Source organism: Nocardia sp. NPDC004260, assembly GCF_053603155.1.
In genome coordinates, this window is record NZ_JBSGEZ010000010.1 from 91,209 (window position 1) to 114,127 (window position 22,919).

Below are 22,919 nucleotides of genomic sequence, written 5' to 3' on the forward strand. Positions count from 1 at the left end.
TGGCGTCCGGGGATCACGCCTCCCACTTCTCCGGGTGCAGATGGTGCTGGGTGAGGGCGTTGGCGTGGCCGTGCCCGAAACCGTGCTCGGTCTTCAGCCACTCGACGAGTTCCTTGTGTGCGGCCAAACCGGTCTCGCGCATGGCGGCCTTCCACTCTTCGATGGTGCGGCCGTACTTGGCCTCGATGGTGGGGAAGTAGGACGCGGGGCCGTGCGGCTTGGTCGCCATGGTCGATCTCCTTGCTCGTCGTGCGTTCGATGGTGCAGACGGGGCAGCTGCCGGAAAATCATCGCACCGGCCCGCCATACCGCCGCGGTCCGCGCGCGGTCGGCCACACGGTGCTCCTCGACGAGAAGTCCACCGGTCAGCGCGGGCAAGTCGGCAATCGTCTCCGCCGTCGCCGAGCAGGGGGTTCGCCGAGCTCACCGCCGTTCTGCGGCGGGCACACGCGGAAGCCTCGGGCGCCGTGGACTCGCTGCTACGGGTCGCGCGGGCCTACTCGGACTTCGCGGTGGCGAATCCGGCGCTCTACGACGCGGCTCGCCGCCGTGGCCGCGGCGCGGGCCTGACGTCCGTGTCGGCACGCCCGGCGCCGGTAGCGTGGGGGTATGGCTGATGTGGTGGTGGTCGGCTCCGGACCGAACGGCCTCGCCGCCGCGGTGATCCTGGCTCGGGCGGGGCTCGCCGTGGAAGTGTACGAGGCAGAGGCGACGGCCGGAGGTGGGTCCCGTACGGCGGAACTCACTCTGCCCGGCTACCGGCACGATCTGTGCGCGGGCGCGCATCCGATGGCGGCGGCCGCGCCGCTGTTCCGCGCGTTCGACCTGACCGCGCACGGTGTCGAGTTGCTCGCACCGGAGGTCTCCTACGCGCATCCGCTCGACGGCGGTGTGGCCGGACTGGCCTGGCGAGACCTGGATCGGACGGTCGACGACCTCGGTGTCGACGGCCCGGCGTGGCGCAAACTGTTCGCTCCGCTGGTGCGGCACTGGCCGGACGTGGTCGACATCGCGATGTCGGATCTGCGCCGTATCCCGTCCGGGCTCGCGACCTCGATCCGTTTCGGCCTGCGCACCCTGGAGCAGGGCTCGCCGCTGTGGGACATCAGGTTTCGCGACCAGGTCGCGCCCGCCCTGCTGACCGGCATCGCCACCCACGCGATCATTCCCCCGCGCGCCGCCACCGCCGCGGGCGCGGCGCTGTTGCTCGGCACGCTGGCCCACGTCGAAGGCTGGGTGATTCCGCGCGGCGGCAGTCAGGCGATTCCCGACGCCCTCATCGCCGAACTCGAACGTCTCGGCGGCCGGGTGCACACCGGCCACCGGGTCGACTCGATCGACGAGTTCGCCGGCGCCCGCGCCGTTCTGCTCGACCTCGCCCCGGCCGGACTGCTGCGTATCGCCGGGCATCGGTTGCCCGCCCGGTACGCGAAGCGCCTCCGGCGTTTCCGGTACGGCGGCGCGGCGTGCAAGATCGACTTCGCCCTTTCCGGCCCGGTGCCGTGGCGAGCCGAGGGCTGCGCGCTGGCCGGAACGGTGCACGTGATCGGCACCCGCGCCGAGGCCATGGCCGCCGAGCACGCCGTGGCCATGGGACGACACGCCGACCGGCCCTACGTGCTGTCCATCCAGCCGGGCGTGGTCGATCCCACTCGCGCGCCCGAGGGCGGCCACACGTTCTACACCTACGCACACGTGCCCAACGGCTCCACCCGCGATGTCAGCGAGGAAGTGATCGGCCAGATCGAGCGGTTCGCGCCGGGTTTCCGCGATCTGATTGTCGCCGAGAACGTGATCACCGCCGCCGAAATGCCCGCGCACAACGCCAACTACGTCGGCGGCGACATCTCGGCGGGCGCGATGACCATGCGCCAGTTCGCCTTCCGCCCCGCTCCACGCTGGAACCCATACGCCACACCGATTCCCGGTGTCTATCTCTGCTCGTCCGCGACGCCCCCGGGCCCCGGGGTCCACGGTATGTGCGGGCTGCACGCCGCGCGCCACGCCCTGCGCGACCGCTTCGACATCCGCACCGATCCGCTCGACCTCTTGCGCACCCCGGCTTTCCAGCATCGCTGAGGACGGCCCCGGTCGCCGAGTTGCTAACTCGTGGCGGGCTCGGTGCGGTAGAGATCGGGTTCGAGGTAGATCACGCGCGCCGCGGGTACCGCCGCGCGGACGCGGGCCTCGGCCTCGTCGATGGCACCGGCGATCGCCGCGATGTCGAGTCCGGGAACGACGCCGACCTTCGCCGCCACGAGCAGTTCCTCCGGGCCGAGGTACTGCGTCTTGAGGTGGATCACCCGGTCGATGCGGGTCCGGTCGACCAGGTTCGCGCGGATCAGCCGGTTCTCCTGCGGCGTGGCGCCCTCGCCGATCAGCAGGCTCTGCATCTCCACGATCAGCACGACCGCGATGACGCCGAGCAGCCCGCCGATGGCCAGCGTGCCGACGCCGTCCCAGACCGGGTCGTCGGTGAGCATGGTCAGGCCGACGCCCGCGAACGCGAAGACCAGGCCGATCAGCGCGCCGGTGTCCTCCAGCAGCACCACCGGCAGCTCGGGGCTGCGCGAATTGCGGATGAACCGCCACCAGCTCGCGTCACCCTTGAGCGGCGCGGATTCGCGCACCGCGGTGGTGAAGCTGTATGACTCCAACGCGATCGCGATCACAAGGATGATCACCGCCACGATCGGCGAACTCAGCTCCTCAGGATGCTGGATCTTGTGGATGCCCTCGTAGATGGCGTAGCCGGAGCCGAGGGTGAACAGCACCAGCGCCACGATGAACGAATAGAAGTAGCGGTTGCGCGCGTAGCCGAAGGGGTGCAGCTCGTCGGCTTCCTTCGCGGCGCGCTGCTGGCCGAGCAGCAGCAGTGCCTGGTTGCCCGTGTCGGCCACGGAGTGCACGGCCTCGGCGAGCATCGATCCCGAGCCCGTGATCGCCGCACCGACGAACTTCGCCGCGGCGATCCCCGCGTTCGCGGACAACGCCGCGATGATCGCCTTCTTGCCACCGCCAGCCGACATGGAAGCATGTCCTCTCTGTTTTCGAGATACCCGCGAACAGACTAGGACACCTGGAATCCGGCGTTCCGGATCGGTCAGCCGGTCGCCCCGACGGACGCGCAGAACAGCTGGACGTCGCCGTCCACCGCTTGGGCGCGGATATCGGTGTCCACGGCGGAGATCCACGCCGCGCCGCCCCGGGTGAGCTCCAGCGACGAGTCGTTCCGGAACAGGCGCACCGTTCCCGCGGTGCACAGCACGATGCCCGGTCCCGCCGCGGTCAGCGGCACCCGGGCGGAACCCGCGACCAGGTCGAAGCGGCGCAGCGCGAACTCCGGTGCGGGCGTGCGATAGCGCACCGACCCGTCACCGGCGGGCTCGGGTAACACGGCAGGCAAGTCGATCGGCTCGAAATCCAGCACCCGCAACAGTTCCGGCACGTCGACGTGCTTGGGGGTGAGCCCGCCGCGCAGCACGTTGTCGGAGTTGGCCATGATCTCCACGCCCACCCCGCGCAGGTAGGCGTGCAGATTGCCGGCCGCGAGGAACAATCCTTGGCCCGGCTCCAGGGTCACCCGGTTCAGCAGCAGCACCGCCAGCACGCCCGCGTCGCCCGGATAGGCCTCGGCCAATTCGAGGGTCGTGCGCGCCTCGGCCGTGAACTCACGGGCGCCCTTGCCCGACAGATACCGCACGCAGCCGTCGAGCACCTCGGGCAGCAGCGTGGTCAGCACGTGGTGCGGCAGCGTGATCCAGGTGGTGAACAGCGTGCGCAGGCCCGCCTTGTCCGGTTGCGCGGCAAGCAGTTCGCAGTAGGGGCGCAATCCATCCACCGCCAGTGCGCGCAGCAGTGCGACGGTGCGGTGCGGATCGCGGAAACCGGCCAGCGCCTCGAACCGGTCCAGCGCGACGACCAGCTCGGGCTTGTGGTTCTCGTCGCGGTAGTTGCGCAGTGGGGAGTCCAGCGGCACCTTCGCCTGGTTCTCCCGCGCGAAGCCGGCCCGCGCCTGCTCCATGCTCGGGTGCGCCTGCAGCGACAGCGGCTCCTCGGCGGCCAGGATCTTGAGCAGGAACGGCAGCTTCTCGTCGAATCGTTCTGCGGCCGAGCCCAGTTCCCGGCTCGGGTCGGCGGCGATCAGTTCCAGCAGCGAGGTGGTGCGGTCACCGGTTTTCACGTGCGCCGGATCGGCCGGGTGGGCGCCGAACCACAGTTCGGCCTCCGGATGCGCCGACGGCACCGGCCTGCCACACAGCTGAGCGAGCGCGGTGCGCGAGCCCCAGGCATACGAGCGGAGCGCACCAACGAGTTCGTGCACTAGTAGCTTCCCCCGTACTGCCCCTGGCTGTCGGCCGCGGCGGTCCGCGAGCCGAGCAGCCGCAGGTAGGCGGCGGCCATCTCCAGTCGCAGCGCGAGCACCGCGAGCTGTTCGAGTTCGGTGCCGTTCGCCTGCGCGGACTCCTCGGCATGGGTCTGCGCGGGCGCGGCGGGGTCGGTCATCTCGGTGTGCAGCAGGTCGACGTCGGCGTTCACCAGATCGGCGTCCACCAGGTTCCCGCCCTCGCCGCCGAACACCGCGATGCGACGGCGTGCCGCCGCCCGATCGCGATCGGCGCTGAGCACGAACACCCGGACGCGCTCGACGGGCGCGGGCCCGTCCAACTCCTCGTCGTGGAACATCGGGTCGAAGTCGGGCGCGGATTCGCCTGCCGCTTCGGCCATCCGCGTCCGCGCGGCCACGGCCTCGGCCAGATCCACCGCGGTGGCGACCTTGCCCGCGGACTGCAACAGCACCTCGGCGCCGTGCTCGGCCAGTTCGGCGGCGGCGGGCGAATCGCCCGCGAGCACGATGCCCCGCTGCTGCATCCGGGCGGCCAGCGTCTTGGCGGGGTTGTGGAAGACCTCGTTGTGCGGGCCGTCGCGTAGCGCCTCCGCGTCCAGCACGTCGGCCAGGTCGGCCAGTTCCGGGACCGCGGCGCCGGTGCGCTGGGGGTCGACCGCGCGCAGAACCGCGATTCCGGCGGCCAGGAAGCGCAACAGGCGGTTGTACCCGAGAACTTGGACCCTCGGTTCCAGGACGGCGGCGCGTCCGGCCGCGGCGGCGCGCAGCGGCCCCTCGTGCGGCGCGGCGACGACCACCTCGGCGCCGCGACGCAGCGCCCGGTCGACGGCGTCGATCAGGCGGGGATCACCCGCGTCGTCACCGGAGACCAGGACGACATCCAGCGGCCCCACCCACGGCGGCAGGGCGGCGGCGGGCACGACGGGTAGGCCTGCGCGGTCGCCGAGCGCGGCCACGAGCAGTCCGGCGGCACGTGCGGCACGTCCGGAACCGGAGACCAGCACCACGCTGCGCGGTCGCAGATCGGCCAGCCGGGCCAGCGCGTCCTCACCGACGGCCGCCGCGGTGGCGCGCACCTGGGCGCCGCCAGAGGCGGCCGAGCGAAGGGCGCCGCCTGCGTCGGCGGCTTCGAGTGAAGCGGCATCGTCGAGGTCGAGCACCGGTGTTCCAGCGATCATCGGGCGTTCCACCTCCCCTCATCGCGCTGTGTCTTTTCCGCCCCCGCGCCCACCCGGTCCAGCTGCCACACCGAGACCGAGTCGGGCGAATCCAAGGCCTGTGATTCCACTATTCCAGTCAGGAGCGCACGATGCTCAGGATCTCGGTCACGAGTGCGTCTACTTCCTCCGCCGATCGGGCCTCGACGTTCAGCCGGAGCAACGGCTCGGTGTTCGACGCGCGCAGGTTGAACCAGGCGTTGTCGGCCAATTGCACGGTCACCCCGTCCAGCCGGTCCACCGAGTGCGCCCGGTCGGCGAAGGCGTCCACCACGGCCAGCGTCCGCTCTCCGGCGTCGGCGACGGTGGAGTTGATCTCGCCGGAGGCCGCGTAGGTGGCGTAGGACGCCATCAGTTCCGACACCGGCCGGTCCTTCTCGCCCAGCGCGGCCAGCACGTGCAACGCCGCGAGCATTCCGGAGTCGGCGCCCCAGAAGTCGCGGAAGTAGTAGTGCGCGGAGTGTTCGCCGCCGAACACCGCTCCGGTGGCTGCCATCTCCTGCTTGATGAAGGAATGGCCGACCCGGGTGCGTACCGGCGTCCCGCCCAGTTCGTGCACCAGCTCCGGTACCGCGCGGGAGGTGATCAGGTTGTGGATGATCACCGCGCCGGGCTCCTTGGCCAGTTCGCGCTCGGCGACCAGGGCGGTGATCGCCGACGGCGCCACCGGGTCGCCGTTCTCGTCCACCACGAAGCAGCGGTCGGCGTCGCCGTCGAAGGCGAGGCCGATGTCCGCGCCGGACTCGCGGACCAGCTTCTGCAGGTCCACCAGGTTCGCCGGGTCCAGCGGGTTGGCCTCGTGGTTCGGGAAGGTGCCGTCCAGCTCGAAGTACAGCGGCACGATCGTCACCTGGGGCAGCGTGCCCAGCACCGCGGGCACCGTGTACCCGCCCATGCCGTTGCCCGCGTCCACCGCGATGGTGAGTGGGCGGATATCGCCGAGATCGACCAGGCCGCGCAGGAAGTCGGCGTACTCGGTGAGCAGGTTCGATTCGGTCGCGCTGCCGCGCTCGCCCGGGTACGCGGGCACGCCGTCGACGAGCTCGTTCTTGATGGCGGCCAGGCCGGTGTCCTGCCCGACCGGAAGGGCCTTGGCGCGGCAGAGCTTGATGCCGTTGTAGCGGGCCGGGTTGTGGCTGGCGGTGAACATGGCGCCCGGGCAGTCCAGGCGGCCGGAGGCGAAGTACAGCTGGTCGGTCGAGGCGAGGCCGATGTGCACCACGTCGAGGCCCTGGCCGAGCACGCCGTCGGCGAAGGCGGCCGACAGCTCGGGGGAGGAATCCCGCATGTCGTGACCGATGACGATCCGGTTCGCGCCCTCGGCGCGCATCAGCCGTGCGAAGGAGGCGCCGACGTCCCTGACGAATTCCGCGTCGATCTGATCACCGACCACACCGCGAACGTCGTAGGCCTTGATCACCGCGTTCACGAATTCGGCAGAGCGGGCGACTGTCATGCCCAATACCCTAGTGGTTGCGCCGGACCGGTCCGACACCGTCCTCGTCCGATCAGGACGGCGGGTCGGGCAGCACGCGCAGATGGCCGCGGCGACCCGTTCGTGTGGTGCGCGGCGGCGGGGGAGCGTAGTCGCGATAGCCACGCTGTTCGCGCTCCGGTGGGCGGCGGCGCAACCCCGCCTCCCGCACCGCCTCGGCCAGCGCGGTCAGGTCGTCGTCGTCCGGTGTGCTGGAGGAGAACCCGCCTTCGTGGCGAACCAGTTCCCAACCCTTCGGAGCGGTGATGCGTGAGCCGTGCGTTTCGCAGAGATCCCAGGAGTGCGGTTCGGCGACCGTCGCGAGTGGTCCGACCACCGCCGTCGAGTCCGAGTACACATAGGTGAGCGTCGCGACGGCCGGATTCTTGCAGCCTGGTCGGCAGCAACGACGCATGGGAATCACGCCGATGAGAGTAACCCCCCTGGCGCGTCGATGGGGACAGACACGCTTGAAGAATCTCGGTCCGTGCGTCGCGGAACGAGGGCGGCACGACGTCCCACAGGGCCGTGACGGGCCCCGCGGTGATCTGGACGACGTGCGCCGAACGCGCGGGCGACGATGTCGCCGGTGCGCGACATCAGTGGTGCGTCGTGGGCGTGGGTTCACGGAGTACCCAGCCGGTGACCGGCCTACACGCCCGCGCCTGCCCCGCAACGGCATTCGGGAGCCGCCGCCACTCGGATGGGTGCGATTCACTCCGCTTCCGGGTCGATCACGTCCGGATCGACGCCGAGGTAGGTCGCGACCTGCTGGACCAGGACTTCGCGCAACAGATCCACCAGGTCGTCGGGGTCGCTGGCGCGCAGCTCGAGCGGCTTGCGGAACAACACCACCCGCGCCCTGGTCGCCGCCCCGTGCCGGTCGACGCCCGCCGGGATGAGCCGGGAGAGGGGAACCGGGCCGTCGGCCACGACCTCGTCCGGCCACGTGACCGAATCGGGATGCAGCGGGCGGATTTTCGGAACGTCGTCGACCGCGATGTCGAGCTTGGTGAGCCGGTCGTGCCAGCGGGAGTCCAAGGGGGCGAACGCCTCCAGCACCAGCCGGTCGAACTTCTGGCCTCGGGTCCGCCAAGCGGGCACGGTGGGTGGCAGCATCGGCCCGCGCACTCCGCGGCCGCGGCGGATCACCGACCGCGCGGTCGGCGGTCGACGCTTACGGGAACGTGCCATGAGAGAAAATCTAGGCCAGTCGGCTCCGGTCGTCCGCATCGAGGCGGTCGGGAACTGTCCGGTCGTGTCGCGCGTGCCCGGAGCGCCACGGTGGACGGCGGCTCCGGGCATCGCGGATGTCTGTCAGCCGATGCCGCGCTTGAGGCGGCGGCGCTCCCGCTCGGAGAGGCCGCCCCAGATGCCGAAGCGCTCATCGTGCGCGAGCGCGTATTCCAGGCACTCGTCGCGTACCTCGCAGCCCATGCAGATCCGCTTGGCCTCGCGGGTGGAGCCGCCCTTCTCGGGGAAGAACGCCTCCGGATCGGTCTGCGCGCACAGGGCGCGCTCCTGCCACTGCTCTTCGATGGATTCGAACATCTCGTCGAAGCCGGTCACGACCAGGCTGAGCCGGGGCGCCGTGACTCCGTCACCCCCCTCTTGGTCCTTCCAGCCGACGTTATCTGCGCAGACGCCACGTGCTGCGCCTGCTGTGGAATCGGTCGGCGAGACCATCTCGTTGGCCATCGCTCCGCCTCCTCACTGTGTGTTAGCGCAGAATGATTCTTTCCGTCGGACCAACACGCATACCGACGGCCATACCCCGCGACGTTGTCCCGCGGACGTCCCCGAGCTTGTCACACCGATGCGAACACTTGTTCGAAATGCCGTTCGCGCGTTGATCTCTCGCGCGAACCCGGAATGACATGTCTGTGATTAGACACGCCGGACGCTGCGATGGTCAAGCCGCCGTCGCTATTCCGTTACTATCCGCAGCCGCATTCCGAGTCTCTCTTGTGATCTGTGATAGCAAATGTATAGCAAATTTGCCGCGAACGGGAGCCTTCGCGTCAGCGCATAGGCTGTGCGGATGTGACTGGACAACAAACGGACGCCACGCTCGCGAACGGACCCCGGATCGCCGTGCTGGTCGGCGGTGTCGGTGGCGCGCGTTTCCTTCAGGGCGTCCGGGAGCTGCTGCCCGAGGCGGACGTCTCCGCGATCGTGAACGTCGGCGACGACGTCTGGATGCATGGGCTCCGGATCTGCCCCGACCTCGACACCTGCATGTATACCCTCGGCGGCGGCATCGATACGGAGCGTGGCTGGGGCCGGGTCGGCGAGACCTGGCACGCCAAGGAGGAGCTCGCGAAATATCATGCCCAGCCGGACTGGTTCGGCTTGGGGGACCGCGATATCGCCACGCATCTCATCCGCACCGAAATGTTACGCGCCGGATACCGGCTCTCCACGGTCACCGAGGCGCTGTGCAACCGGTGGCAGCCGGGCGTGAAACTGATCCCGGCAACCGACGATCGCTGTGAAACGCATGTCGTGGTGTCGGATCCGGACAAGCCTGGCGAACGACGCGCGATCCATTTTCAAGAGTGGTGGGTTCGCTACCGCGCGAACATCGACACCCATGGATTCGCCACAATTGGCGCCGATGAGGCCAAACCTGCCCCAAATGTGATCGATATCATAGAATCCGCCGACGTGGTTCTCCTCGCGCCGTCGAACCCCGTCGTGAGCATCGGCGCCATCCTCGCCGTGCCCGGTATCCGGGGCGCGCTGCGCACCACCCCGGCGAAGGTGATCGGCGTGTCCGGGGTGATCGACGGCAAGCCGCTGCGCGGTATGGCCGACGAGTGCCTCTCGGTCATCGGCGTGGAGACGACGGCCGAGGCGATCGGCCGGTACTACGGCGCACGCTCCGCCACCGGCATCCTGGACGGCTGGCTGATCCACAGCACCGACACCGCCGAGGTGCCCGGGGTCGAGGTGCGTAGCGTGCCGTTGTTGATGACCGACCCGCCGACCACCGCCGAAATGGTGCGTCAGGCGCTGGATCTCGCTGGAGTCGCCCCGTGAGCACACCGACCGACCACGCGGCCGGAGAGCTGCGCATCCTGCCCGTCACCGGGCTGCCCGAATTCCGGCCCGGCGACGACCTCGCCGAGCACATCGCCCGCTGCGCGCCTTGGTTGGCCCACGGTGACGTGCTGGTGGTCACCAGCAAGATCGTCGCCAAGGTCGAGGGACGCATCGTGGAAGCGCCGCTGGACCCCGAGGAGCGCGACGCGGTCCGGCGCAGGCTCGTCGACCAGGAGGCGGTGCGAGTGCTCGCCCGTAAGGGCCGCACCCTGATCACCGAGAACAAGCTGGGCATCGTGCAGGCGGCCTCCGGTGTCGACGGCTCGAACGTGGAGAAAGGCGAGCTCGTGCTGTTGCCCACCGACCCGGACGCCAGCGCCAAGGCGCTGCGCGCCGCGCTCGCCGATCGGCTGGGCGTGACGGTCGCGGTGGTCGTCACCGACACGATGGGCCGAGCCTGGCGCAATGGGCAGACCGACGCGGCCATCGGCGCCGCGGGCTTACGGGTGCTGCACGACTACGCGGGCGCGGTCGACGGCCAGGGCAACGAGCTTTTCGTCACCCAGGTGGCCGTGGCGGACGAGCTGGCCGCCGCCGCGGACCTGGTCAAGGGCAAGCTCGGGGGTGTCCCGGTCGCCGTAGTGCGCGGGCTGCCGATCGTCGACGACGGATCGGGCGCCGCCGATCTCCTGCGCGGCGGCATCGACGACCTGTTCTGGCTGGGCACCGCGGAGGCCATCGAACGCGGTCGCAAGGAGGCGATCCTCCTGCGTCGCTCGATTCGCCAGTTCGCCGACGTGCCGGTCGATCCCGAACTGATCCGCTCGGCCGTGTCGGTCGCGCTGACCGCCCCCGCTCCGCACCACACCCGTCCCGTGCGGTTCGTCTGGCTGCGCACGCCGGAGCTGCGCGCTCGTCTGCTCGAGGCGATGGCGGAGAAATGGCGCACCGACCTGACCGCGGACGGCCTGCCGCCGGAGCGGATCGAGCGCAGGGTCGCGCGTGGGCGCATTCTGTTCGACGCACCCGAGGTGATCATTCCGTTCTGTGTGCCGGACGGCGCGCACGACTACCCGGACGAGCGCAGGCGAGCGAACGAACGCACCATGTTCACCGTCGCGGTGGGCGCGGCGGTGCAGGGCCTGCTGGTCGCCTTGGCCACCGAGGGCATCGGCAGCTGCTGGATCGGGTCGACGATCTTCGCCCCCGAGGTCACCCGGGACGTGCTGGGCGTGGCCGAGGACTGGAGTCCGCTGGGCGCCATCGCCATCGGTCATCCGCTCGAAGAGCCGACCCCGCGGCAGCCGGCGGGCGCGGGGTCCGGGCTGGTCGAGCTGTGAAGCGCCTCGACTCCGCAGTGCGAGAGTGTCGCCGGTGAGCGCGGAGTCGCTGCACGCTTCGGCCACCGAGTTGCTCGAGACCTGGTGTCCCGGAACAGATCCGGAGCGATCGTTGCGGGAAGCGATGCTGGCCTTCCTCGGTTCGGCCCCGCGTGGTTGCCTGCGTGAACACGCGCCGGGCCACATCACCGCCTCCGCGGTCGTCTTCTCCCACGACGGCCGCGAGGTGCTGCTCACTCTGCACCCGCGAGTCGGACGCTGGATCCAGCTCGGCGGCCACTGCGAAGAGCGGGACGAGACGGTCGCGGGCGCCGCGCTCCGCGAAGCGACCGAGGAATCCGGCATCGCGAACCTACGGCTGGAACCAGGGCTCTACGGTGCCCAGGCGCATCCGATCACCTGCTCGCTCGGTGTCCCCACCAGACACCTCGACCTGCTGTTCCGCATCACCGCCCCCGCGGGCGCGATCCCGGTACGCAGCCACGAATCCACCGACCTGCGCTGGTGGCCGGTGAACGCACTACCCGCCGACGCCGACGTGCTGCTGCGCTGAGTCGGTCCCGTCATCCCACGCCGAGCCCTGGGCGGAGTTGTCTCCGGCCGGGGCTCGGTTCGTTGGACCCGGAGGCGCGTTTACAAATTGCGTGATTTGTCTAGATATGTGACAAATGTACGTCTATCGTCCAGAAGTGAGGTAATGCACGTCACATGTGGCGTGCCCTTCGGGAATGGAGACAACGATGTCGACGCACGCGGACATGTCCGCTCAGCCGGTGGAGGTGCCGGCCTGGCGGGATCGCAAGCGCTATATGTGGCTGTGGGGTTTGTTCGCTCCAGCCGGCCTGTTCATCATCGGTCTGCCGCTGATCTGGGGGCTGAACGAGTTGGGCTGGCATCGCCTCGCGCAGGTGCCGTTCTGGCTCGGACCCATCCTGGTCTACGTGTTGATCCCGATCGCGGACATCTTCTTCGGCCCGGACGGCGACAACCCGCCGGATGAGGTGATGGAGTACCTGGAGAACGACAAGTACTACCGCTACCTCACCTACCTGTACCTGCCGTTCCAATACGCCACGCTGGTGATGGCGGCCTATCTGATCACCGCCGACAACGTGAGCTGGCTCGGCATCGACGGCGGGCTGCACCTGGTGGACAAGATCGGGCTGGCGATCACGGTCGGCATGATCGGCGGCATCGGTATCAACACCGCACACGAACTCGGCCACAAGAAGGTGGACCTGGAGCGCTGGCTGTCGCGGATCGCACTGGCCCAGTCGTTCTACGGGCACTTCTACATCGAGCACAACCGCGGCCACCACGTGCGCGTCGCGACGCCCGAGGACCCGGCGAGTTCCCGTGTCGGGGAGACGTTCTGGGCCTTCTGGCCGCGCACGGTATGGGGCAGCCTGAAGTCGTCCTGGCAGCTGGAGAAGGCCCGGCTGGACCGGCTCGGCAAGAAGCCGTGGAGCCTGCGCAACGAAGTACTCAGCGCCTGGCTGATGTCGGCGGCGCTGTTCACGGCCTTGGTCGCGGTGTTCGGCATCGAGCTGCTGCCGTACCTGATCTTGCAAGCCGTGGTGGGATTCAGCCTGCTGGAGGCGGTCAACTATCTGGAGCACTACGGCCTGGTGCGGCAGCGCGCGTCGAGCGGCCGGTACGAGCGGCCCGCCCCGGTGCACAGCTGGAACAGCGACCACATCGTCACCAATATCTTCCTGTATCACCTGCAGCGGCACAGCGATCATCACGCCTATCCGACCCGCCGCTACCAGACGCTGCGCAGCTGGGACGGCGCGCCCAACCTGCCGAGCGGCTATGCCAGCATGATCATGCTCGCCTACTTCCCGCCGCTGTGGCGTCGCGTCATGGACAAGCGTGTGCTCGCGCACTATGACGGTGACATCACCCGGGCCAATATAGATCCCGGCAAGCGGGAGAAAGTGCTGGCGCGCTACGGCTCGGGTCAGGCGGAAAACGCTGCCGGAAAGGACGCGGCGTGAAAGCGTATCGCTGCCCCGTCTGTGACTACGTCTTCGACGAGGCGAAAGGTGAGCCGCACGAAGGTTTCCCGCCGGGCACCCGGTGGGAGACGGTGCCGGAGGACTGGTGCTGCCCGGATTGCGGTGTGCGGGAGAAAATCGACTTCGAACCGATAGGGGCCACGAAATGAACGAGTACAAGCTCTATCAATGCATCCAGTGCGGCTTCGAATACGACGAAGCCGAGGGCTGGCCGGAGGACGGCATCGCGCCGGGAACCCGCTGGGACGACATTCCCGACGACTGGACCTGTCCGGACTGCGGCGCCGCAAAGGCGGATTTCTTCATGGTCGAAATCGAACGGTCGTGAGATTTTGACTGCGGCAGGCGCCCGTGACAGTGTCGCGGGTATGCCGCGCACCGGAACCAGGATTCCCTACCAGGAGGCCGCGCGGGACCTGCTGCGGACGTCGGTCCTGGACGCGATGCGCGAGCTGCTCACCGAGCGGGATTGGTCCAAGATCACGCTCGGCGACGTCGCGGCCAGGGCGGGCGTGAGCAGGCAGACCCTGTACAACGAGTTCGGTTCACGCGGCGGCCTCACCCAGGCCTACGCCCTGCGCCTGGCCGACTTCCTGGTCGATCATGTCGACGCCGCCATCAACGGCAACGTCGGTGACGTCCGCGCGGCGTTCCGCGACGGCATGGCGAACTTCTTCTTCGACGCGGCCTCCGACCCGCTGGTGCAGTCGCTGGTCGCGGGTGAAGTGAAGCTGGATCTGCTGCGCCTGATCACCCTGGACGCGGGGCCGTTGCTCGAGCACGCGACCGAGCGGCTGTCGCTCGCCTTCCAGCACAGCTGGGTGGCGTCGACGGCGGCCGAATCGGACGTCATCGCGCACGCGCTGGTGCGGGTCGCCCTCAGTTACATCCCCACTCCGCCCGCTCCGGGGCGGGACGCGCCCGCGGAATTGAGCGCGCTGCTGAGTCCCTACGTCGAAGCGATCCTCGCCGCGCGCGTGCGGAGCTGAGCCCGGGCAAGCAACCGGCTCGCGACTGGCGCATATGCAGCACATTGAAAACCGACTGCGCGGCTTGTAATAGCGATCGGGTTTCAACCGACGGCACGGGTGTAACGGACGGCAAGCCAACAAGTATTCTCAGTCGACGGTGTCCGGGTCTTCTTTGAGTGGGGCAAAAGTGCAAACGGTTGGCAAATCGGCGGGATCGCCCGATTCCAAACGCCATCTGTGGGTTCTCGGCTTGCTTCCGCCTGCGTCCGCGTTGCTGCCATCGCAATTGGTGCTGCATACCGGACTCGATGTCTTCTGGTGGATCGGCCCGATCATCGTGCTGATCGTGATCCCGCTGCTGGACTGGTCGATCGGCGTGGACGGCACCAATCCGAGGGACGAGGACTACGAGCGGCTCTCCAACGACCGGTACTACCGGTGGTGCACCTATCTGATGCTCCCCGTGCAGCTGATCGGCTTGGTGATCGCGAGTTACATGTGGGCCGGGGACGAACTGAGCGTGGTCGACAAGCTGGGTCTGGCCGCCACTCTCGGATTCGTCAGCGGTATCGGCATCAACGCCGCCCACGAGCTCGGGCACCGGGTCGAGCGCCTGGAGCGCTGGCTGGCCAAGATCGCGCTCGCCCAGTCCGGATACGGGCACTTCTTCGTCGAGCACAATCGCGGCCATCACGTGCGGGTGGCTACTCCGGAGGATCCGGCCAGCGCGCGCCTCGGCGAGTCGCTGTGGGAGTTCTTGCCGCGCAGCGTGTCCGGAAGTTTCCGCTCGGCGATCGCCTTGGAGCGCGAGCGGCTCGCACGCAAGGGCAAGAGTTGGTGGAGCGTGCAGAACCACATCCTGCAGGCCTGGTCGATGACGCTCGTGCTGTTCGGCGCCTTGGTCGCGGCGTTCGGCTACCAGGTGCTGCCCTGGCTGCTGTTGCAGGCCGTGATCGGCTTCGGCCTGCTGGAGACGGTGAACTACGTCGAGCACTACGGCCTGCTGCGGGCGCGCCGCCCGAACGGCAGGTACGCCCGCTGCTCGCCGCGCGACAGCTGGAACAGCGACCACCTGGTCACCAACATCTTCCTGTTCCACCTGCAGCGGCACAGCGATCACCACGCCAACCCGGGCCGCCGCTACCAGACGCTGCGCACCTCCGAGCAGGCCCCGCAACTGCCCGCGGGCTACGCCGCCATGATCGTGCTGGCCGCCGTCCCGCCGCTGTGGCGGCGGATAATGGACGGCCGCGTCCTCGCCCACTACGGCGGCGACATCACACTGGCGAACATTCAGCCGCGTAAGCGGCGTCGCATCCTGGCGGCCCGCGGCGTCACGGCGTGAGCCGAGTCCGAGGCCGGTCCGCCCGTGGGAGGGACGGCCGCGTAAACCGCACCCCGTCGTGAGCGACTAGCCTTGCCTCGGTACTTGCCGAACCAGGAGAGGCTGATGACCACCTCAGAACTTCGCACGTCGTTGACCGCCGATGTCCGCAACGGCATCGACTACAAGGTGGCGGATCTGTCGCTGGCCGATTTCGGCCGCAAAGAGATCCGTCTGGCCGAACACGAGATGCCCGGTCTGATGGCGCTGCGCCGTGAGTACGCCGAGGTGCGGCCGCTGCAGGGTGCGCGCATCTCCGGCTCGCTGCACATGACCGTGCAGACCGCGGTGCTGATCGAGACCCTGACCAGCCTCGGCGCCGAGGTCCGCTGGGCCTCCTGCAACATCTTCTCCACCCAGGACCACGCGGCGGCCGCCGTGGTCGTCGGCCCCAACGGCACCGTCGAGGAGCCGAAGGGCACCCCGGTGTTCGCCTGGAAGGGCGAGACCCTGGAGGAGTACTGGTGGGCCGCCGAGCAGATGCTCACCTGGCCGGGCGAGCCGGCCAACATGATCCTCGACGACGGCGGCGACGCCACCATGCTCGTGCTGCGCGGCGCGCAGTTCGAGAAGTCGGGCGTGGTGCCGCCGGAGGACGAGGACCACTCGGCCGAGTACAAGGTCTTCTTGAACCTGCTGCGCGAGCGCTTCGAGTCCGATCGCGGCAAGTGGAGCAAGATCGCCGAATCGGTGCGCGGCGTCACCGAGGAGACCACCACCGGCGTGCTGCGGCTCTACCAGTTCGCGGCGGCGGGCGAACTGGTGTTCCCCGCGATCAACGTCAACGACTCGGTCACCAAGAGCAAGTTCGACAACAAGTACGGCACCCGCCACTCGCTGATCGACGGCATCAACCGCGGCACCGACGTGCTCATCGGCGGCAAGAAGATATTGATCTGCGGCTACGGCGATGTCGGCAAGGGCTGCGCGGAATCGCTTGCCGGACAGGGCGCCCGGGTGCAGGTCACCGAGATCGACCCGATCAACGCGCTGCAGGCGCTGATGGACGGCTACGACGTGGTGACCGTGGAGAAGGCGATCGGCGAGGCCGACATCGTCATCACCGCGACCGGCAACAAGGACATCATCACCCTCGACCACATGAAGGCGATGAAGGACCAGGCCATCCTCGGCAACATCGGTCACTTCGACAACGAGATCGACATGGCGGCGCTGGAGCGTTCCGGCGCAACGAAATTGACGATCAAGCCGCAGGTCGACCTGTGGACGTTCAAGGAATCCGGCCGCTCGATCCTGGTGCTGTCGGAGGGGCGTCTGCTCAACCTCGGCAACGCGACCGGCCACCCCTCGTTCGTGATGTCGAACAGCTTCTCCAACCAGGTGATCGCGCAGATCGAGCTGTGGACCAAGCCGGAGGAGTACGACAACGAGGTCTACCGGCTGCCGAAGCACCTGGACGAAAAGGTCGCGCGCATCCACGTCGAAGCGCTCGGCGGCGAGCTGACCAAGCTCACCAAGGACCAGGCCGAGTACATCGGCGTCGACGTCGAGGGTCCGTACAAGCCGGATCACTACCGCTACTGAACGCGCAGCCGGTGTCCCGTCGACGGTCGGCGGGACACCGGAGCCCGCCACCTCGCGCCCGCTCGCAGCGCCCGGCATCCACGCTGGTCAGCCGCTGCGGGCGTCCGGTGTGAGGCGGGGTAGTGTGCCTGGTCATGGGAGTGCTGATAGCGGTCGAAGGACTCGACGGCGCCGGTAAGCGGACGCTGATCGAGCGGGTGGTCGCCGATCTGCGTGGTCGCGGACTGCGCGTCGCGACGATGGCCTTCCCGCGCTACCGCGTCTCGGTGCACGCCGATCTGGCCGCCGAGGCGCTGCGCGGCGCGCACGGCGACCTCGCGGGCTCGGTCAGCGGCATGGCTCTGCTGTTCGCGCTGGACCGCGCGGACGCCGCGGACGAGCTGTCGAAACTGTTGGCCGACAACGATGTTGTGCTACTGGATCGCTATGTCGCTTCCAACGCCGCCTATTCGGCCGCCCGGCTGGGGCAGTCGGCGGACGGCGAAATCGTGTCATGGGTGGGCGAATTGGAGTTCGGCAGATTCGCTCTGCCCGAGCCCGCGCTGCAAGTGTTGCTGGACGTGCCCACCGAGCTCGCCGCCGAGCGTGCCCGCAGGCGTGGCGAACTCGACGCCGAACGCGCGCCCGACGCCTACGAACGCGACGGCGGTCTGCAGCATCGCACCGGCGCGGTGTACCGTGAGCTGGCCGAACGCGACTGGCGCGGACCCTGGTGGACATACCGATCCGACGACGGTCCGGCTACGCTGGCCGCGCGCATCGCCGAAATCGTTGGTCGATAAGGTTGGTTGTGCCGCGGGTTCGCACCAGTGTTGGCGTGGCGGCCCGATCCTGGCCTGGGAGATGACAACATAGTAGTTATGAAGCCGAAGATTCTGGTCGTCGACGACGATATGGCACTCGCTGAGATGCTCACGATCGTCTTGCGCGGGGAAGGGTTCGACCCGCACGTGGTCGGCGACGGCACACAGGCCCTGGCGGCGGTTCGCGAGATCCGCCCCGATTTGGTGCTGCTGGACCTGATGCTGCCCGGCATGAACGGCATCGACGTGTGCCGTGTGCTGCGGGCCGATTCCGGAGTTCCGATCGTGATGCTCACGGCGAAGACCGACACGGTCGACGTCGTGCTCGGTCTGGAGTCCGGTGCCGACGATTACATCGTCAAGCCCTTCAAGCCGAAGGAGTTGGTCGCCCGGGTGCGGGCTCGTCTGCGCCGCACCGAGGAGGAGCCCGCCGAGCTGCTGTCGATCGCCGATATCGTGATCGATGTGCCCGCGCACAAGGTCAGCCGTGGTGGCGCGCAGATCTCCCTGACGCCGCTCGAGTTCGACCTGCTCGTCGCCCTGGCCCGCAAGCCGCGCCAGGTGTTCACCCGTGAGGTCCTGCTCGAGCAGGTCTGGGGCTACCGGCACGCCGCCGACACCCGCCTGGTGAACGTCCATGTGCAGCGGTTGCGGGCGAAGGTGGAGAAGGATCCCGAGAACCCGGAGATCGTGCTGACCGTCCGCGGTGTCGGTTACAAGGCCGGACCGCCGTGATCCATGGCGTCTTCGCGCGTCTGGAACGATCGCTGGCTCCGGTGGTGGCCTGGTTCCAAGCGGTCGGCATTGCCCTAGGCCACCTGTGGCGTCGTTCGCTGCAGTTGCGCGTCATCGTGTCCACGCTGACGCTCTCGCTGATCGTCATCACGATCCTCGGTGTGGTGCTGACCAGCCAGATCACCGACCGGCTGCTGGACGCCAAGATCAACGCGGCGGTCGAGGAGATGGACCGTGCGCGTAACACGGTGGAGAGCCAGCTGGCCGGTGTGCACGACATCGGTGCTCAACCGCAGCGGCTGGAAGAGGCTCGCAACGCACTGTCCAACCGCGGCGGCAGCGGCCAGTCCACCGGCGCCGCGGGCAGCTTCGTCTCGGCGCTGAGCGTCATCGGCGGGATGCCGCCGCAGCAGATCCCTCGCGGCCCGATCCAGGAGGTGCCCGACGAGCTGCGCCGGTTCGTGCAGCGCAACCAGGTCAGCTACCAGTTCGCCACCGTCGAGGACGCGGATGGCTACAGCGGTCGCGCGCTGATCATCGGCAGCCCGAGCGCCGAGGTCCCGACCCTGGAGATCTACCTGATCTTCCCGCTGGCCAACGAGGAACGCAGCCTGTCGCTGATGCGCGGCACCATGCTGGTCGGCGGCATCGTGCTGCTGGTCCTGCTGGCCGCGATCACCGCGCTGGTCACCAGGCAGGTGGTGCTTCCGATCCGCTCCGCGGCCAGGATCGCCGGCCGGTTCGCCGACGGCAGGCTCAAGGAACGCATGCTGGTACGCGGCGAGGACGACATGGCTCGGCTGGCCCAGGCGTTCAACGAGATGGCCGAGAGCCTGTCCAACCAGATCACCCAGCTGGAGGAATTCGGCAATCTGCAGCGCCGGTTCACCTCCGACGTCAGCCACGAGTTGCGCACACCGCTCACCACCGTGCGCATGGCCGCCGACCTGATCCACGGCAGCAGCGACGACCTCGACCCCGCCCTGGCCCGCAGCGCCGAGTTGCTGGTCAACGAGCTGGACCGGTTCGAGGGCCTGCTCAACGACCTGCTGGAGATCAGCAGGCACGACGCGGGCGTCGCCGAACTCCAGGTCGAATCGCTGGACGTGCGGATGTGCGCGCGGGCCGCGATCTCGACCGTGCGCCACCTCGCCAAGGACGCCGGGGTGGAGATCATCAGCGACATGCCGGAGGATCCGCTCGTCGCCGAGGTCGATCCGCGCCGGGTGGAGCGGGTGCTGCGCAATCTGCTCGCCAACGCGATCGACCACAGCGAGGGCAAGCCGGTGCTGATCCGGATGCGGGGCGACGTCGAGAGCAACGCGGTCGCCGTCGTCGTGCGGGACCAGGGCGTCGGCCTGCGCCCCGGCGAGGAGAAGCTGGTCTTCAACCGGTTCTGGCGTTCGGACCCGTCTCGCATGCGCCGCTCCGGCGGCACCGGCCTCGGTCTGTCGATCAGCGTGGAGGACGCGAACCTGCACGAAGGCAGACTCGAAGCCTGGGGTGAGGTCGGGATCGGCGCCAGCTTCCGCCTGACGCTGCCGCTGGTGCGCGGTAAGAAGCTCGGTCCGAGCCCGCTTCCGCTGGAGCCCGCGCGCAAGACGATGCACGTGGTGGAGCCGGAACCGCCCGCCGATCGCGACACGACGGATACGGCGCGGCCGGTCGCCGCCGAGCCGGGCGCCGCGCAGGTGACCGACGCCGCGCCACAGGGCGCGCACGCGGGCACCTCCGATCCGGTCGGCGTGCGTGCGGAGCGCGCGAGCGAGGCGGCCGAGACCGATAGCGATGAGCTGGACGGCGCGGACGTCGAAGGCGGCGCGGCCGCGGAGCCGAGCGTGAGCGAGTCGTCAGGAGCGGCCGACGGTACGGCGACGCCCACCGACAGCGCCGCGGCCGAAGAGCCGCCCGCGTCCGGGTTGAACGGATCGCCCGCCTCGGAGTCGGCGCAGACCGGGGGCGGCGCGGCGCGCGAACCGGGGGACGTACAGTCATGAGAATGCGTGTCGGATCTGCGCGGATGCGGCGGCTGACCGTATTGACAGCGGCGGTCCTCGCGGTCGTGGTGCCGCTCACCGCCTGTGCCAGCCTCCCCGAGTCCTCCGCGCCGGAGGCACTGGGCACCATCAATCGTGAGCCCACCTCCGAGGGCCCGCCGGCCCCGCTGGCCAACCGCGATCCGGATCTGCTGCTGCGCGATTTCCTTCAGGCCACCGCCGATCCGGCCAACCGGCATCTGGCCGCAAGGCAATACATGACCCCTGCGGCCTCCACCCAGTGGGACGACGCGGCGGGCACGGTCATCGTCGAGAAACCGGACACCCTGCGGGAGTCGCGTTCCGGGGACAAGGCCAACTATCTGATCCGCGCGCGCAAGGTCGGCGAGCTGTCCGCAGACGGCGGGTATCGGCCCAACGACGACATTCCGTTCGTCGAGAACAAGATCGAGCTGACCAAGATCAACGGTGAGTGGCGCATCGACGAGTTGCCCGACGGCGTGGTCATGGACTCCACCGCGTTCTTCAAGTCCTACCGCCGCTACGCGCTGTACTTCATCGATCCGGGCGGCAATATGGTCGTGCCGGACCTGCGCTGGCTCGCGGTGCCGAAAGCACAGCTGACCCAGCGATTGATCAGCTCGCTGCTGGAGGGGCCGCAGCCCGCGCTGGCGTCGGTGCTGCACAGTGAGCTGACGCCGCCGATCGCGCTGCGCGGGGCGATCACCAAGGCCAACGGTGATCCCGACGGCGTCGGCATCGGGCTCGGCGGTGTCCGGATCGACTTCGCGGGCGCGTCGGCGCTGAATCCGCGCGAGCGCGAACTGCTGGCCGCGCAGGTGGTACTCACCTTGTCCAGCGCCGACATCCTCGGGCCGTACATGCTGTTTGCCGACGGCAAGCCGCTGGACGAGCGCTTCGCCGCGAACGGCTGGAGCGTGGCGGACGTGCAGCAGTTCAATCCGGCGACCGCCGCGCGCAACCAGGTCGGGCTGCACGCGCTGCGCGGCGGCGGGCTGGTGCAGATCGCCGACAACGGCGGTATCACTCCCGCTCCCGGCTACTTCGGCGGAGTGAACAACCTGCAGTCGGCGACGCTGTCCGCGGACGGTCAGCTCGTCGCCGCGGTGGCGGAAGCCGGACGACCGCCGGGCGCGCCGTCGCGGATCTTGATGGTCGGCACCTACGGCGGCAACGCTTTTCCGGTGGCCGATGGCTTCACCATCACCCGGCCCTCGTGGACGGCGGACGGCAGCGCGGCATGGGCGGTGGTCGACGGTGACCGGGTCATCCGCGCGGTCAACGACCGCGGCACCGGAAACGTCTCGATTCAGAACGTCGACATCTCGAGGTTGACGGCGGCATCCTCGGCCACGGCGCCCCGGCTACCGATCACCGAACTCCGGATCTCCCGGACCGGGGCGCGGGCGGCGATGATCGCCGACGGCCGGGTGTACGTCGCGGTCGTCGCGCCCCAACCGGACGGGAAGCTGGCGCTGACCTCGGCGGTACCCGTCGGTGTCGGACTCAGCACGGCCGCGGTGTCGGTGGACTGGCTGGACGCGGACACGATCATCATCGCGCGCGAGGGGAATGTGGACCCCGTGAGCACGGTGTCGGTGGACGGCTCGGAGCCGACCCCGCTGACGTCGCAAAATCTCACCGCACCGGTGCGCTCCGTGAGCGCGAGCCCCGACCACCAGTACGTCGCCGACTCACGCGCGGTGCTGGAGCTGACCTCCGCCCCGGACCAAGGACAGCCCTACTGGCGTGAGGTGCCGGGTCTGGGCGCGAACGCCACGCCCGTCCTGCCCGGCTGAGCGGCGACCTGTCACGAGTACGCGATGTTGGCCGCACGTCGCACTGCGGAAGACTCGCTCACACTCGGAAGAATCCGGCGCGGGCGCGCATGGCGGTTCGAGCAGGGTGGCGAGCGCAGCCGTAAAAGTCTTCGCCGCAAGGGCATAACGTTCTGCCAGGTGCATCGCTGTCGACATGATCGACGCGCTTCTGTCAGGGGGCGGGCGCACACTCGGTCG

Annotated in this window: 23 protein-coding genes; 15 read left to right on the forward strand and 8 right to left on the reverse strand. The window is 68.9% G+C overall.

Annotated elements, in window-relative coordinates:
- Window positions 1–13 precede the first annotated feature (13 nt).
- Complete coding sequence (locus tag ACWEO7_RS08730; protein ID WP_452421996.1) at window positions 14–229, reverse strand: DUF4287 domain-containing protein; 216 nt, start codon at window positions 227–229, stop codon at window positions 14–16.
- A 238-nt stretch (window positions 230–467) separates the two neighbouring features.
- Here ACWEO7_RS08730 and ACWEO7_RS08735 point away from each other — a divergent pair, with 238 nt between their 5' ends.
- Window positions 468–617, forward strand: coding sequence for a hypothetical protein (locus ACWEO7_RS08735; RefSeq protein WP_452421998.1), 150 nt, complete (start codon window positions 468–470; stop codon window positions 615–617).
- Complete coding sequence (locus ACWEO7_RS08740) at window positions 610–2,079, forward strand: phytoene desaturase family protein (RefSeq protein ID WP_452422000.1); 1,470 nt, start codon at window positions 610–612, stop codon at window positions 2,077–2,079. The genes ACWEO7_RS08735 and ACWEO7_RS08740 overlap by 8 nt, the downstream gene beginning before the upstream one ends.
- Window positions 2,080–2,102: 23 nt before the next feature.
- On the opposite strand, the gene ACWEO7_RS08745 is transcribed toward ACWEO7_RS08740, so the two are convergent.
- From ACWEO7_RS08745 to ACWEO7_RS08775, 7 genes are all read right to left on the reverse strand, one after another.
- The gene (locus ACWEO7_RS08745) at window positions 2,103–3,029 is read right to left on the reverse strand and encodes a cation diffusion facilitator family transporter (protein ID WP_452422002.1); all 927 of its coding nucleotides are present in this window, start codon (window positions 3,027–3,029) and stop codon (window positions 2,103–2,105) included.
- Between the two features lie 74 nt (window positions 3,030–3,103).
- On the reverse strand, window positions 3,104–4,324 hold the full coding sequence (manA, locus tag ACWEO7_RS08750; RefSeq protein WP_452422004.1) for a mannose-6-phosphate isomerase, class I: 1,221 nt from the start codon (window positions 4,322–4,324) through the stop codon (window positions 3,104–3,106).
- Window positions 4,324–5,526: a tobH protein gene (locus tag ACWEO7_RS08755; RefSeq protein ID WP_450020821.1), complete on the reverse strand. Its 1,203-nt coding sequence runs from the start codon at window positions 5,524–5,526 to the stop codon at window positions 4,324–4,326. Before ACWEO7_RS08755 ends, manA begins: the two co-directional genes overlap by 1 nt.
- A gap of 118 nt (window positions 5,527–5,644) precedes the next feature.
- Complete coding sequence (locus ACWEO7_RS08760) at window positions 5,645–7,021, reverse strand: phosphomannomutase/phosphoglucomutase (RefSeq protein ID WP_452422006.1); 1,377 nt, start codon at window positions 7,019–7,021, stop codon at window positions 5,645–5,647.
- 52 nt (window positions 7,022–7,073) lie between these two features.
- Entirely contained in the window at window positions 7,074–7,454 is a 381-nt protein-coding gene (locus ACWEO7_RS08765) for a DUF3499 domain-containing protein (protein ID WP_039800382.1), read from the reverse strand.
- Between the two features lie 299 nt (window positions 7,455–7,753).
- Entirely contained in the window at window positions 7,754–8,233 is a 480-nt protein-coding gene (locus ACWEO7_RS08770; protein WP_168434228.1) for a metallopeptidase family protein, read from the reverse strand.
- 123 nt (window positions 8,234–8,356) lie between these two features.
- A complete protein-coding gene (locus ACWEO7_RS08775; protein WP_029901515.1) occupies window positions 8,357–8,590 on the reverse strand; it encodes a WhiB family transcriptional regulator in 234 nt (77 codons plus the stop codon).
- Window positions 8,591–9,082: 492 nt separating this feature from the next.
- On the opposite strand from ACWEO7_RS08775, the gene cofD reads away from it, so the two are divergent.
- From cofD to lpqB, 13 genes are all read left to right on the forward strand, one after another.
- Window positions 9,083–10,081 carry a 2-phospho-L-lactate transferase gene (cofD, locus tag ACWEO7_RS08780; RefSeq protein WP_452422007.1) on the forward strand — a complete coding sequence of 333 codons (999 nt, stop codon included), beginning with the start codon at window positions 9,083–9,085 and terminating at the stop codon, window positions 10,079–10,081.
- The gene (locus ACWEO7_RS08785) at window positions 10,078–11,424 is read left to right on the forward strand and encodes a coenzyme F420-0:L-glutamate ligase (RefSeq protein WP_452422009.1); all 1,347 of its coding nucleotides are present in this window, start codon (window positions 10,078–10,080) and stop codon (window positions 11,422–11,424) included. The genes cofD and ACWEO7_RS08785 overlap by 4 nt, the downstream gene beginning before the upstream one ends.
- Before the next feature lie 34 nt (window positions 11,425–11,458).
- The gene (locus ACWEO7_RS08790; protein WP_450020813.1) at window positions 11,459–11,977 is read left to right on the forward strand and encodes an NUDIX hydrolase; all 519 of its coding nucleotides are present in this window, start codon (window positions 11,459–11,461) and stop codon (window positions 11,975–11,977) included.
- A gap of 187 nt (window positions 11,978–12,164) precedes the next feature.
- A complete protein-coding gene (locus tag ACWEO7_RS08795) occupies window positions 12,165–13,424 on the forward strand; it encodes an alkane 1-monooxygenase (protein WP_452422011.1) in 1,260 nt (419 codons plus the stop codon).
- Window positions 13,421–13,594: a rubredoxin gene (locus tag ACWEO7_RS08800; RefSeq protein ID WP_452422013.1), complete on the forward strand. Its 174-nt coding sequence runs from the start codon at window positions 13,421–13,423 to the stop codon at window positions 13,592–13,594. The genes ACWEO7_RS08795 and ACWEO7_RS08800 overlap by 4 nt, the downstream gene beginning before the upstream one ends.
- Entirely contained in the window at window positions 13,591–13,773 is a 183-nt protein-coding gene (locus ACWEO7_RS08805) for a rubredoxin (RefSeq protein WP_355077147.1), read from the forward strand. Before ACWEO7_RS08800 ends, ACWEO7_RS08805 begins: the two co-directional genes overlap by 4 nt.
- 40 nt (window positions 13,774–13,813) lie before the next feature.
- On the forward strand, window positions 13,814–14,434 hold the full coding sequence (locus tag ACWEO7_RS08810; RefSeq protein ID WP_452422015.1) for a TetR family transcriptional regulator: 621 nt from the start codon (window positions 13,814–13,816) through the stop codon (window positions 14,432–14,434).
- 271 nt (window positions 14,435–14,705) lie between these two features.
- A complete protein-coding gene (locus tag ACWEO7_RS08815) occupies window positions 14,706–15,761 on the forward strand; it encodes an alkane 1-monooxygenase (RefSeq protein ID WP_452422017.1) in 1,056 nt (351 codons plus the stop codon).
- A 105-nt stretch (window positions 15,762–15,866) separates the two neighbouring features.
- Window positions 15,867–17,345, forward strand: coding sequence for an adenosylhomocysteinase (ahcY, locus tag ACWEO7_RS08820; RefSeq protein WP_452422019.1), 1,479 nt, complete (start codon window positions 15,867–15,869; stop codon window positions 17,343–17,345).
- 134 nt (window positions 17,346–17,479) lie between these two features.
- On the forward strand, window positions 17,480–18,127 hold the full coding sequence (locus tag ACWEO7_RS08825) for a dTMP kinase (RefSeq protein WP_452422021.1): 648 nt from the start codon (window positions 17,480–17,482) through the stop codon (window positions 18,125–18,127).
- Window positions 18,128–18,205: 78 nt separating this feature from the next.
- Entirely contained in the window at window positions 18,206–18,883 is a 678-nt protein-coding gene (gene mtrA / locus ACWEO7_RS08830) for an MtrAB system response regulator MtrA (protein WP_039800350.1), read from the forward strand.
- A complete protein-coding gene (gene mtrB / locus ACWEO7_RS08835) occupies window positions 18,880–20,880 on the forward strand; it encodes an MtrAB system histidine kinase MtrB (RefSeq protein ID WP_452422023.1) in 2,001 nt (666 codons plus the stop codon). The genes mtrA and mtrB overlap by 4 nt, the downstream gene beginning before the upstream one ends.
- A complete protein-coding gene (gene lpqB, locus ACWEO7_RS08840) occupies window positions 20,877–22,700 on the forward strand; it encodes an MtrAB system accessory lipoprotein LpqB (protein WP_452422025.1) in 1,824 nt (607 codons plus the stop codon). The genes mtrB and lpqB overlap by 4 nt, the downstream gene beginning before the upstream one ends.
- Window positions 22,701–22,919: the final 219 nt, after the last annotated feature.